This window comes from Pseudomonas sp. GP01-A4, from assembly GCF_058780865.1.
Window position 1 is genome coordinate 35,909 of the sequence record NZ_JBYSWF010000059.1, and the last position, 12,838, is coordinate 48,746.

The 12,838-nt window shown below is 61.1% G+C and carries 11 protein-coding genes; 7 read left to right on the plus strand and 4 right to left on the minus strand.

Features of this window, described 5'->3' with window-relative positions:
* Window positions 1–2: 2 nt before the first annotated feature.
* Both araD1 and AC3WKX_RS26460 read right to left on the minus strand, forming a co-directional pair.
* The gene (gene araD1 / locus AC3WKX_RS26455) at window positions 3–995 is read right to left on the minus strand and encodes an AraD1 family protein (protein ID WP_102604317.1); all 993 of its coding nucleotides are present in this window, start codon (window positions 993–995) and stop codon (window positions 3–5) included.
* A gap of 21 nt (window positions 996–1,016) precedes the next feature.
* A complete protein-coding gene (locus AC3WKX_RS26460; protein WP_102604316.1) occupies window positions 1,017–2,339 on the minus strand; it encodes an MFS transporter in 1,323 nt (440 codons plus the stop codon).
* 192 nt (window positions 2,340–2,531) lie between these two features.
* On the opposite strand from AC3WKX_RS26460, the gene AC3WKX_RS26465 reads away from it, so the two are divergent.
* Genes AC3WKX_RS26465 through AC3WKX_RS26475 form a run of 3 tightly spaced genes read left to right on the plus strand, consistent with a single transcriptional unit; the run spans window position 2,532 to window position 5,987 of the window.
* Window positions 2,532–4,268 (plus strand): IlvD/Edd family dehydratase, encoded by a 1,737-nt coding sequence (locus tag AC3WKX_RS26465; RefSeq protein ID WP_102604315.1) that lies wholly within the window; start codon window positions 2,532–2,534, stop codon window positions 4,266–4,268.
* 56 nt (window positions 4,269–4,324) lie between these two features.
* Entirely contained in the window at window positions 4,325–5,047 is a 723-nt protein-coding gene (locus AC3WKX_RS26470; protein ID WP_003217775.1) for a FadR/GntR family transcriptional regulator, read from the plus strand.
* A gap of 34 nt (window positions 5,048–5,081) precedes the next feature.
* Window positions 5,082–5,987 carry a LysR family transcriptional regulator gene (locus AC3WKX_RS26475; protein WP_102604314.1) on the plus strand — a complete coding sequence of 302 codons (906 nt, stop codon included), beginning with the start codon at window positions 5,082–5,084 and terminating at the stop codon, window positions 5,985–5,987.
* Here AC3WKX_RS26475 and AC3WKX_RS26480 read toward each other — a convergent pair.
* Window positions 5,980–6,921, minus strand: a complete 942-nt coding sequence (locus tag AC3WKX_RS26480) for a cupin domain-containing protein (protein ID WP_102604313.1) — start codon at window positions 6,919–6,921, stop codon at window positions 5,980–5,982. The two genes, AC3WKX_RS26475 and AC3WKX_RS26480, sit on opposite strands and share 8 nt — an antisense overlap.
* 543 nt (window positions 6,922–7,464) lie before the next feature.
* Between AC3WKX_RS26480 and AC3WKX_RS26485 the strand changes: the two genes are divergently transcribed.
* Both AC3WKX_RS26485 and AC3WKX_RS26490 read left to right on the plus strand, forming a co-directional pair.
* The gene (locus AC3WKX_RS26485; RefSeq protein ID WP_003217799.1) at window positions 7,465–7,845 is read left to right on the plus strand and encodes a RidA family protein; all 381 of its coding nucleotides are present in this window, start codon (window positions 7,465–7,467) and stop codon (window positions 7,843–7,845) included.
* Window positions 7,846–8,083: 238 nt separating this feature from the next.
* The gene (locus AC3WKX_RS26490) at window positions 8,084–10,072 is read left to right on the plus strand and encodes a peptidase U32 family protein (RefSeq protein WP_102604312.1); all 1,989 of its coding nucleotides are present in this window, start codon (window positions 8,084–8,086) and stop codon (window positions 10,070–10,072) included.
* Between the two features lie 19 nt (window positions 10,073–10,091).
* Here the strand turns inward: AC3WKX_RS26490 and AC3WKX_RS26495 are convergent, their stop codons facing one another.
* Complete coding sequence (locus tag AC3WKX_RS26495; protein ID WP_003217803.1) at window positions 10,092–10,991, minus strand: DMT family transporter; 900 nt, start codon at window positions 10,989–10,991, stop codon at window positions 10,092–10,094.
* Between the two features lie 130 nt (window positions 10,992–11,121).
* Between AC3WKX_RS26495 and AC3WKX_RS26500 the strand changes: the two genes are divergently transcribed.
* Both AC3WKX_RS26500 and AC3WKX_RS26505 read left to right on the plus strand, forming a co-directional pair.
* Window positions 11,122–11,565 (plus strand): Lrp/AsnC family transcriptional regulator, encoded by a 444-nt coding sequence (locus AC3WKX_RS26500; protein WP_008433323.1) that lies wholly within the window; start codon window positions 11,122–11,124, stop codon window positions 11,563–11,565.
* A 96-nt stretch (window positions 11,566–11,661) separates the two neighbouring features.
* Window positions 11,662–12,516, plus strand: a complete 855-nt coding sequence (locus tag AC3WKX_RS26505) for an NmrA family NAD(P)-binding protein (protein WP_102604311.1) — start codon at window positions 11,662–11,664, stop codon at window positions 12,514–12,516.
* The last annotated feature ends 322 nt before the right edge of the window (window positions 12,517–12,838 follow it).

Consider the following 12,838-nt stretch of genomic DNA (forward strand, 5'->3'; position numbering starts at 1 on the left):
CTTCAAAGGGTGCCTATGCCGCCAGGTGCCACGCCGCTGTTGGCCACGGCAATGCCGTTGATCAATGGCGCGCCGAATTCGGCCTGGCTGATTTCGAACACATCGCCTGGCTGGGTACGAATGCCGTCGGCAAACGACAAGGTGGCGGTGCCGAAGAAATGGATATGCACGTCACCTGGGCGCAGGAACTGGGTGTATTTGAAATGGTGATATTCAAGGTTTTCGAGGCTGTGGCACATGTTGGCTTCGCCACTGAGGAATTCGTGCTGCCACAACACCTCGCCATTGCGCACGATACGGCTGGTGCCCGCCAGGTGCCGGGGCAGTTCACCCAGGCGCAACTCGGGACCGTAGCTGCAACTGCGCAGCTTGGAGTGGGCCAGGTACAGGTAATTCTTGCGCTCCATCACGTGGTCGGAAAACTCGTTGCCCACCGCGTAGCCCAGGCGATACGGCTTGCCGTCGTGACCAATCACATACAGCCCGGCGATTTCCGGCTCTTCGCCGGCGTCTTCGGCAAACGCCGGCCACGGGAATGGCTGGCCCGGACGCACCACGATGCTGCCGTCGCCCTTGTAGAACCATTCCGGCTGCACACCGGCCTGGCCAGCAGCCGGTTTGCCGCCCTCCACGCCCCATTTGAAGATGCGCATGCTGTCGGTCATCGCGCTTTCGTCACTGGCGTTCTGGTGCATCTTGTCCCGCGCCGACGCACTGCCCAGGTGGGTCAGGCCGGTACCGCTGACCAGCGTGTGGGCCGGGTCCGGGTGATCCAGCGGTGGCAAGATCTTCTGCGCGGCCAGCAGTTTGGCGTAGTCGTGGCTCTCGGCCAGGCCGAGGTGGTCTATGTACTGTTGCAGGGTGACGCCAGCCTCGATGGCGGCGAGTGCCAGGTCGCGTACCGTGCGGGCGGCCCGCACCTCGCGTACCTGATCGCCGTCGACCACGCCCACTCGGCGTTCGCCGTTGTTCAATTCAAACTGCACTAACCCCATGAGTGTTCTCCTGATTGCCAATTAAGTACGCGTGGCGCCACGGGCGCTGGCGGCGAACTGATCGGGCGGCAGCACGTGCCTGCGCTCCAGCAACCGATAGACCACCCCGGTCAACACCACCCCGAACAGCATCACGCACGCCAGGAAGTACAAGCCCGACGCAAGGTTGCCGGTGTACTCCTTGAGGGCGCCGATCACGAACGGCCCGATGTAGCCGCCGAGGTTACCCACCGAGTTGATCAAGGCGATGCCCGCCGCTGCACTCGCGCCGGCAAAGAAACGTCCCGGCAAGGTCCAGAACACCGCCGTGCAAGAAAACAGCGCAAACGCCACCAGGCACAGCGCTGTCAGTTGCCACAGCGGCACTGTCAGCCAGGCGCTGAGGAACAGGCCGATGGCGCCCAACACGTAGAGCACGGCGAGATGACCGTAGCGATCATTCAGGCGATCGGAACTGCGCGGGACGATCAGCAAACCGATGATCCCGAAGATGTAGGGCACTGCCGACACAAACCCGGTGGTCAGGTCGCTGCCGCCAAACTGCTTGATCAAGGTCGGCAGCCACAGGCCCAGGCCATAGATGCTCAAAGTCACCGGCAGGTAGAACAGCGCCAGCAGCAGCACGCGCTTGTCCTTCAGCGCATGCAGCGGGTTGCCGTGCCGGGTCTGGCCGTAGGCTTGCAGGTCTTTGGCCAGCTCGCCGGTGAGCCAGGCCTTCTCCGCCTGGTCCATCCATTTCACCTGTTGCGGCCCATCCGGCAGGTAGCGCAGCACCGGCCAGGTCAGCAGGATCGCCGGGGTGCCGATGACGATGAACAACCACTGCCAGCCGTGCAGGCCGAGTATCCCGTCCATGCCGAGCAAGCCGCCCGCCACGGGGCCGGTGATCATCATGGCGATGGGTTGGGACAGGATGAACAGCCCGAGGATCTTGCCGCGGTGCCTCACCGGGAACCATTGGGTGATGTAGTAGAGGACACCCGGGAAGAACCCGGCTTCGGCGGCGCCCAGCAGAAAGCGCATCACATAGAAACTGTGGGGGCCCTGGACGAATGCCATGCCGATGGTAATCGCGCCCCAGGTCACCATGATTCGTGCGAACCAGCGCCGCGCGCCGAAACGGTCGAGCATCAGGTTGCTGGGGATTTCCAGCAGGAAGTAGCCAATAAAGAACAGCCCTGCTCCCAGTCCATACGCCGCATCGCCGATGCCGACATCCGCGCCCATGTGCAATTTGGCGAAGCCCACGGCCGAGCGATCCACGTAGGCAATCAGGTACAGCAAGATCAGGAAGGGAATCAGTTTCAGCGTGATGCGACGTATCAGCCGCTGTTCCTGGCTCATGTGAGCGGTCTCCGATTGTTATTTTTATAGAGCGTTTCGGGTCGCCTCTCGCGGAAAACCGCCAGGGCCAGGCCTCGTTGAATCGGACTATATAGTAATACTATTTAATCAACAACACTTCCAAACACCCGAATTTACGCCTATGTTAAGCCGAGAATGGATCAATATAGTCTTACAATAAGAGAGTCAGCCATGTCCGAGAAAAAGCCCGTCCTGCGCTCCGCCAGCTGGTTTGGTACCGCCGATAAAAACGGCTTCATGTACCGCAGCTGGATGAAAAATCAGGGGATTGCCGATCATCAGTTCCACGGCAAACCGATCATCGGGATCTGCAATACCTGGTCGGAGCTGACGCCCTGCAACGCGCACTTCCGCCAGATTGCCGAGCATGTGAAACGCGGCGTGATCGAAGCCGGTGGCTTTCCGGTGGAATTTCCGGTGTTCTCCAACGGCGAATCGAACCTGCGCCCCACCGCGATGCTCACCCGTAACCTGGCCAGCATGGACGTGGAGGAAGCCATTCGCGGCAACCCCATCGACGGCGTGGTGCTGCTGACCGGCTGTGACAAGACCACCCCGGCGCTGCTGATGGGCGCCGCCAGTTGCGACGTGCCGGCGATCGTCGTCACCGGCGGGCCGATGCTCAACGGCAAGCACAAGGGCCAGGACATCGGCTCGGGCACCGTGGTGTGGCAGCTCAGCGAACAGGTCAAGGCGGGCACCATTACCCTCGACGATTTCCTCGCGGCCGAAGGCGGCATGTCCCGCTCGGCGGGCACCTGCAACACCATGGGCACCGCCTCGACCATGGCCTGCATGGCCGAAGCACTCGGCACTTCCCTGCCCCACAACGCGGCGATTCCAGCGGTGGATGCGCGGCGTTATGTACTGGCGCACATGTCCGGCATGCGTGCGGTGGAGATGGTGCGTGAAGACCTGAAGCTGTCGAAGATCCTGACCAAGGAGGCTTTCGAAAACGCGATTCGCGTCAACGCAGCCATCGGCGGCTCGACCAACGCGGTGATTCACCTGAAAGCCATCGCCGGACGCATCGGCGTCGAGCTCGACCTGGACGACTGGACCCGCATGGGCCGTGGCATGCCGACCATCGTCGACCTGCAGCCGTCCGGGCGCTTCCTGATGGAGGAGTTCTACTACGCTGGCGGCCTGCCGGCGGTGCTGCGCCGCCTCGGTGAGGCCAACCTGATCCCGCACCCGAATGCCTTGACCGTCAACGGCAAGTCCCTCGGCGAAAACACCCGGGAAGCGCCGATCTACGGCCAGGACGAAGTGATCCGCATCCTCGACAACCCGATCCGCGCCGACGGCGGCATTTGTGTGCTGCGGGGCAACCTCGCACCACTGGGTGCAGTCCTCAAGCCCTCGGCTGCCAGTGCCGAACTGATGCAGCATCGCGGGCGTGCCGTGGTGTTCGAGAACTTCGACATGTACAAGGCACGGATCAACGACCCGGAACTGGACGTGGATGCCAACTCGATCCTGGTGATGAAAAACTGCGGGCCCAAGGGTTATCCGGGCATGGCGGAAGTCGGCAACATGGGCTTGCCGGCCAAACTGCTGGCCCAGGGCGTGACCGACATGGTGCGGATTTCCGATGCGCGCATGAGCGGCACGGCCTACGGCACCGTGGTGTTGCACGTGGCCCCGGAAGCGGCGGCCGGCGGCCCGTTGGCGACGGTCAAGGAAGGCGACTGGATCGAACTCGATTGCGCCAATGGCCGCCTGCACCTGGACATCCCGGACGCCGAACTGGCGGCCCGCATGGCCGACCTTGCGCCGCCCGAGCAACTGATTGTCGGGGGTTACCGGCAGCTGTACATCGACCACGTATTACAGGCAGACCAGGGCTGCGACTTCGACTTCCTGGTGGGCTGCCGTGGTGCGGAAGTGCCGCGTCATTCCCACTAATTGGGACGGGAGCAATGCTATGATGCCGCGTATTTCGCCAGAGTAGCCTCCCTGTTATGGATCAGCAGCCGACCAAGCCGCGCAAGAGCATGCACGCCCAAATCGTCCAGGACTTGGGCATGCACATCGTTTCCGGGCGCTTCAAGCCGGAAGAACGGTTGCCCATGGAGGCCACCTTGTGCGAGGAGTACAAGGTCAGCCGCTCGGTATTGCGTGAGGCGACCCGAGTGCTCAGCGCCAAGGGCCTGGTGATTTCCAAGCCCAAGGTCGGCGCCGTGGTGCGCCCACGGGTGCAGTGGCACCTGCTGGACCCGGACGTGCTGACCTGGCTGATGCAGTCGACACCCCACAGCGAGTTTTTCAACACCCTGGCCGGTGTGCGCCGGATCCTCGAGCCGGAAATCGCCGCGATGGCCGCGACCACCGCCACCGACGCCGACATCGCCACCATCGAAAAAGCCTACCTCGGCATGGAAACCGCCAATACCCACGAAACGTTGCTGCAGGCCGACCTGGACTTCCACCGGGCGATTGCCGATGCGACCCGCAACGACTTGCTGGCCTACATGTGCAATATGCTGTCGCTGCCACTTCGCGAGTCCATCAACATCACCAACCGTCGCCCCGACATCCAGGGCCTCAGCCTGCCCCGGCACAAAGCGATCCTCACCGCGATCAAGAACCGTGACGCCCTCGGCGCGCGGCATGCCTCCCTGGTGCAACTGGACGATACCCGGGTGGCGCTGGACACCGTGATGAACGTGCTGACGCCGCTGTAGCGCCAGGCAACCCACCGTCAAGTCGAGGCCGCCCTTGGATTACTTCGCTGCGTTAACCGCCTTTGTCGAAGCCGCCGAGGGCAATAACTTCTCCCGCGCCGCCGACCGGCTTGGCATCAAGGCCTCCACGGTTTCCCGTTACGTGAAGGACCTTGAACAGGACCTCGGCATCGCCTTGTTCAACCGATCTACCCGTACGCTGCACCTGACCGAGGGTGGCCAGACATTCCTGACGCACGCACGCCGGGTGCTGGACGAGCTGGAACAAGCCAAGGCGGCCACCTCCGCGCTGAACGAACAACCACGGGGCGTGCTCAAGCTCAACCTGCCGCCCGCCTTTGCCCGCCACCATATCCTTCCCACCTTGAATGCCTTCCTGGCCCGCTACCCGCAGATCAAGCTGGAACTGGTGCTGGACGACAGCCACGTCAACCTGATTCATGCCGGCGCGGACCTGGCGATCCGCATTGGCACCCTGGCGGATTCCACGTTGAAGGCACGCAAGATCTGCGATGAGCGCTACCGGCTGGTGGCCAGCCCGGCGTTTTGCCGGGAGTATCCGGCGCCGGTCAACCCTGCCGACCTGGCTGCCATGCCGGCGATCCTGGGAGCGGCTGACAGCGCATTTGCCAACGGGCGTGAGGTGTCACCGCTGGTGCATAAAGACAGCATCCGGATCAACGACCTGGACGCACAATTGATCGCCGCACAACAGGGCCTGGGATTTGCCTTGCTCCCCGACTGGCTGGTAGCCAAACCCATTGAAACCGGCGAGTTGCTGGTGTGGTTGCCTGAGTGGGATATCCGCATCGCAGGCCGTGAATCGGCGGTTTGGTTCGTTTATCCACCCAAGCGCATCGTGTCTTCCAAAGTGCGGTGCTTCATCGACTTTATCGTCGAGCAACTGGGCGAAACACCGCACTGGAAACGTCTCAGCTGAAGCGGATATCCAGCGACCGCAGATAGGTTTGCAGCCCCGCATCCTGGATCGGAATCAGGAAGGCTTCCGTGTCGGACTCATTGAAGTGGGCATGCCAGTAACCTGGCGGCGTCACGAACGCCAGGCCCGGCGACCAGTCGACCCGCACCGGGTTGCGGATCTGCCCATCGGCGTCCAGTTCGGTGCCCACCAGCGAATAGCAGCCCTTGGGGCAATCAATGATGAAATCCAGCGCAATCGACTGGTGTCGGTGGGGCTTCTGAATCGACCCCGGCGGCAGGATGCCGTACATCGCCCACAGCACATGGGTCACGGTACGGGTCTGCGGGAAGTTGCGATTGCCCAGCAGGATGCTGATACGGCTACGGTCCTGGGCGCGGGGATCATCGGCCGCTTCCCGCAGTTTTGCGTTGGCCAGCTCCGCGGGATACAGCGTCGGCACGAAGCGATCGGCACTGCGGGTCACGCCCAGGTAACGCAACAGCGGCTCATCGTGGACGTAATACAGGCGCGCATCCTCTGATGCGCTGAACTGCGCTTGCTGCAGACCTGGCAGCGCAATGAAGCAGCCTTTGGTCCAGTCGATGCGGTGCGCGCCCTGAACCACACTGCCCTGCCCTGCGATGACATAAAACACCTGTGAGGTGGCGTTGGGGTGCAGTTCCAGCGTATCGCCGGCGTTCAGGCGAATGAAGTTCGCACACAGCCCCGGACCGGTGGCCGGACCTTCGCAACCCAAGGCATCGCTGAGGTCCAGCGGCACTACCCGAGAGGGCCCACTGTCGTACAGCGAGGCCGGGAAGCTGTGATAGGGAATGCGGGTGATCAGGTTGGCGCTGATGGGATTGGCGGCCTTGCTGTATTCAAAGTATTCGGCATCGAGCAGGTGCTGCGGTTGGGTATCGGCCACGTCAGGCTTGAATTCGCTATTCATTATGATCACCTCAATCTACGACTGGATTTCGCATGCCCCGTGGGGCGCTGCGGCGGTGAAAGAACTATAGGCATTCAGCGGCGGTGGATTAATCCCTCATCTTGCACAGCAGTTGTGCGAAATGGGGCAGGCACAAGCCTCTCTTGGTGTACTGATAGTTTGATTAAACCAACTATCAAAGTGCCACTTTATAAATAAGTTAAATATATATACATCAGCGCCCATAAAAAATCCGCCGCAGAGACTGCGGCGGCAAACCAAAGGATGTTGTCGAAGCAGAGCGGCTAAGACAGGGTTAAAACTACAGCAGCGTGCGCATATGCACAGTGAATTTTAATTAATCGAGTTTAATCGGCAGTGCACCTGCGCACGCAACTATTGGCAATTAAACTATCCACGAAACAACAGGCTAGTTAAACAAACACGGTTGATCGTGGACTTTCGTTTTACCTTGCTGCTTCGCCGAAAAGGCCCGGGTTTGCCCCGGGCCTTTTTTTCGGGGACCATATCGGCCTTCTTTCTGATGTCACCCAAGGGAATCCCATGGCCAACCACGACCTCGCCTTCACCCCCGATCTCGACCCGGACTCCATCTCTTCCGACGTTATCGGCTTCAACGGCATCCTCGTCTCCACGCAAATCCCTACCCGCGCCGACGGCAGCCTGGAGCTTGGCGACATCACCCTGCAAAGCGAATGCACCCTGCAAGCCCTCAAGGTGGCCCTGGAACGTGCCGGCAGTTCGATTGACCGGGTCATGCATTTGACCATCTACCTGACCGACATGGCCGACCGCGCCGCTTTCAATGAAGTCTACAAGCGCTACTTCGCCAAGCCTTGGCCGGTGCGTGCGGCGGTTGGTGTTGCCGCCCTGGCCGTCGAAGGCATGCGGGTTGAAGTCACTGCGATGGCCGCCAAGGGCTGAGCCAAACGCTCTATATCAACCAACGATGATCAGATGTGGGAGCTGTCGAGCCCCAGCGAGGCTGCGATGGGATCGCCGCGGTGTCACTGATACACCGCGGTGTCTGCATCGCGGGCAAGCCCGGCTCCCACCGTTGAGTGCATTCCAATTTGGGAGCACACCTGGGGCTTGATAGATGTCGATAGCGCATTTCACAGCTACAATGCCCGCCTCCGTGACAAGCCTGACTAAAAAAACTATGTCCTTGCCCAAGCATCACCTGGAATTGCTCAGCCCTGCGCGCGATGTTGCCATCGCCCGCGAGGCCATCCTGCATGGCGCCGACGCCGTGTACATCGGCGGCCCGAGTTTCGGCGCGCGCCATAACGCCTGCAACGACGTGAGCGATATCGCGCAGTTGGTGGAGTTCGCTCGGCGCTACCATGCGCGGGTGTTCACCACCATCAACACGATCCTGCACGACAACGAGCTTGAGCCGGCGCGCAAGCTGATCCACGAGCTTTACGATGCCGGCGTCGACGCGCTGATCGTCCAGGACCTGGGGGTGATGGAGCTGGATATCCCGCCCATCGAACTGCATGCCAGCACCCAGACCGACATCCGCACCCTGGGCCGGGCGAAGTTCCTCGACCAGGCCGGTTTTTCGCAGCTGGTGTTGGCCCGTGAGCTGAACCTGCAGGAAATCCGTGCGATTGCCGATGAAACCGATGCCGCCATCGAGTTCTTCATCCACGGTGCCTTGTGCGTGGCCTTCTCCGGCCAGTGCAACATCTCCCACGCCCAGAATGGCCGCAGCGCCAACCGTGGCGATTGCTCCCAGGCCTGCCGCCTGCCCTACACCCTCAAGGATGACCAGGGCCGTGTGGTTGCCTTTGAAAAGCACCTGTTGTCGATGAAAGACAACAACCAGAGCGCCAACCTGCGCGCCCTGGTGGATGCCGGCGTGCGTTCGTTCAAGATCGAAGGCCGCTACAAGGACATGGGCTATGTGAAGAACATCACCGCCTATTACCGCCAGCGCCTCGACGAGATCCTCGAAGACCGTCCGGACCTGGCTCGCGCTTCCAGCGGCCGCACCGCGCATTTCTTCCTGCCGGACCCGGAAAAGACCTTCCACCGTGGCAGCACCGACTACTTCGTCACCGACCGCAAGGTCGACATTGGCGCCTTCGACACCCCGACCTTTACCGGCCTGCCGGTGGGTGTGGTGGAAAAAGCCGGCAAGCGTGACTTGCAAGTGGTCACCCATGAGCCGCTGTCCAATGGCGACGGTCTCAATGTACTGATCAAGCGTGAAGTGGTGGGTTTCCGCGCTAACATCGCCGAGCCAAAAGGTGAGTTCGAAGAAGACGGCGAGAAGCGCTACCGCTACCGCGTCGAGCCCAACGAGATGCCGGCCGGCCTGCATCAGTTGCGCCCGAATCATCCGCTGAACCGCAACCTGGACCATAACTGGCAACAGGCGCTGCTCAAGACTTCCGCCGAGCGCCGTATCGGTGTGTCGTGGAACGTTCGCCTGCAGGAAGACCGCCTGGAACTGACCGTCACCAGCGAAGAAGGCATCAGCGCCAGCGTTGCGCTGCCCGGCCCGTTTGGCGTGGCCAACAAACCGGAACAGGCACTGGAAACCTTGCGCGACCTGCTGGGCCAACTGGGCACCACCCAGTACCACGCCACCGCGATCGAACTGGATGCGCCGCAGGCGTTCTTCATCCCGAACTCGCAGCTCAAGGCCCTGCGCCGTGAAGTGATCGAGGCGCTGACCGAGGCGCGTATCCAGGCCCATCCACGGGGCGGCCGCAAGGCAGAAACCACGCCGCCGCCGGTGTATCCGGAATCGCACCTGTCGTTCCTGGCCAACGTCTACAACCAGAAGGCTCGCGACTTCTATCACCGCCATGGTGTGCAACTGATCGACGCGGCGTACGAAGCCCACGAAGAAACCGGCGAAGTGCCGGTGATGATCACCAAGCACTGCCTGCGGTTCTCGTTCAACCTCTGCCCCAAACAGGCCAAGGGTGTGACGGGGGTGAAGACCAAGGTTGCGCCGATGCAGTTGATCCACGGCGACGAAGTACTGACGCTGAAGTTCGACTGCAAGCCTTGCGAGATGCACGTGATCGGCAAGATCAAGGGCCACATCCTCGGCCTGCCGCAACCGGGCAGCGTGGTGGGTTATATCAGCCCGGATGACCTGCTCAAGACCATCCCGCGCGGCGCACATTGAGTCGCCGGTGAGCGTCATGCTACGGCGTGACGCTCATCACTGTTTTCGAACGCCACCACCAACCCCGCTGCAACCCCGCCGCCGCGAGCAAAATCGCCGCCACGCCCAGCCATTGCAACCAGCCCAGGCGATGCCCAAAGGCAATCCAGTCGACAAAGATTGCCGCAATCGGGTAGATAAACGACAGCGCCCCGGTGATTGCCGTCGGCAACTTCTGGATCGCGCCATACAGCAGCACGTACATCAAGCCGGTATGCACCACGCCTAAGGTCAGCAATGCCGCCCAAGCATCCATCGATGCAGACAGGCTGTGCCACTGCATCAGCGGTGCCAGCAGCAAGGCGCCTGTGGTCACCTGGATCAACGCCATCAAATGCGGCGGCACCTCCTTCAAGCGCTTGATGATCAGGGCGGCAATCGCGTACAAAAGCGCCGCGCCCAGCGCCAATGCCACGCCCACCAGATAGTCGTCCCCGGTATTTGACTGATCGCCATGGGCAGTGACAATCGCCAGCATTCCCACGAACGCCACGCTCAGCCAGGCGAGCTTCTGCACGGTGATTTTCTCGCCCAGGAACACTGCCGCCAGCATCACCAACATAAACGGCTGCACGTTATACACCGCTGTACTGATGGAAATGGATGCCCTGGCGTAGGACTCGAACAGCAGCAACCAATTGCCCACGATCGCCACGCCGCTGAGCATCGCCAGCCCGAGTTTGCGGTAGTCCAGCAAGTCCAGGCGCAGATAGCCGAGCAGCCAGCACACCACCAGCAACGTCAGCGCGCCGATCACGCAGCGCCAGAACACCACTTCGACCACCGGCACTCCCGATACCAGCACGAACCAGCCGATGGTGCCGGATATGAGCATGGCGGCGACCATTTCCCATGAACCGCGACGTATGGATTTGTCCATGATTGAGCTCCTCAAGTGAGGCTCAATTATGGCAATCTGGCCTGTAGCGACTCCAGATTCTAAATAAGGCGAACCTTGCATTTCGCCTATTCTTATTAGGCAAACCTGAGCAATCGCTTTCGGAGAGACCATGATTGACAGCATTGACCAGCAACTGATCGCCGCGCTGATGGACGATTCGCGCCTGTCCCTCAAGGCCTTGGCGGGTATCACCGGCCTGTCCTCCCCCAGCGTCGGCGAGCGGCTGCGGCGCCTGGAAGAGCGTGGCGTGTTGAAGAACTACACCGTGGACATTGACCCCAAGCATTTTGGCTATCTGCTGCAAGCCATCGTGCGCATTCGCCCTTTGCCCGGGAAACTGCAGGAGGTGGAGCGCCAGATCCAGGCGATCCCCGAGTTCACCGAGTGCGACAAGGTGACCGGCGATGACTGCTTCATCGCACGCCTGCATGTGCGCACCATGGACCAACTGGACACCCTGCTGGACCGGCTCAACGCGTACGCCGAAACCAACACGGCCATCGTCAAGAAAACCCCGGTAAAGCGCCGGCTGCCACCGCTGGGTGATTCGTGATTTTGAGTCACTGATGCAGTGACGGGATCGCTATTCTGTCAATCCAGGGCGGTGTTTATGCTTGATCCACACATTGGAACAACAGGCGTAAACACCATGTATGTCATCACCGGAATCACAGGCAAAGTCGGCGGCGCCCTCGCGCGCTTTCTCCTCAACGATCGTCAACCCGTGCGCGCAGTCATTCGCGATGCGGGCAAAGGCGCCGTATGGGCCGCCCTTGGTTGCGAGGTCGCCATCGCCAATATGGACGACGCTGCGGCCCTCACTGAAGCATTCAAGGGTGCCACCGGCGTGTTCATCCTGCCGCCTTCGGATTTCGACCCGGAGCCGGGTTTTCCCGAGGCGCGCAAGGTGATTGCCGCCGTCGCTCAGGCCATTGAAGCTGCGGCCCCGCAGAAAGTTGTTTGCCTGTCGACCATCGGCGCCCAGGCCGAACACCTGAACCTGCTGACCCAACGAACCTTGATGGAACAGGCGCTGAGCGCGTTGAACGTGCCGGTGACCTTTTTGCGTCCGGGCTGGTTTATGGAAAACGCCGCCTACGACGTAGCCACCGCCCGCGAACACGGAGTGATCCACAGCTTCCTGCAACCGCTGGATAAAGCCGTGCCGATGATCGCTACTGCCGACGTCGGCCGCCTTGCCGCGCAATTGTTGCAGCAACACTGGAGCGGGCGTCGGGTAGTTGAGCTGGAAGGCCAATGGGTCAGCCCGAACGACATCGCTCGCACGTTGACCGAAGTGCTTGGTCGTGGTGTGACAGCACAGGTGGTGCCTCGCGATGCGTGGGAGCCGATGTTTCGTGAGCAAGGCGCGCAGAATCCAATGCCGCGCATGCGCATGATTGATGGGTTTAACGAAGGTTGGATCTGCTTTGAGCAGGCGGACGTGGTTAAGGGTGAGACCACATTGCTCAAGGTGCTGCGGGAGTTGGCTGCAAAAACCTGATGCCATGGCCTGCAAGCCAGCTCAGTGATTGGGTACATATCCGTTATTTGGGTAACGGCGGCGTATGGTTTCGCTCTTACAGCGAGTCACTTTGCAACAGCGGCAAAGTCCACCAAACGGCATTGCTCCGCGGGCCGCCGCTCCGCAATACCTGCGTTCGGCCTCGGACTTATTGGGGCAGTCAGATTAAAATCAAAAGCAAGAGCACAGCGGCCTCCCGGCGGGCTTGAGTGTTAAAAGCAAAGACCAGAGCGAAAACAGATCTGCTTTTCTGTGGGAGCGGGCTTGCTCGCGAAAAACCTGAGAGCGCCGCGTTCATTCA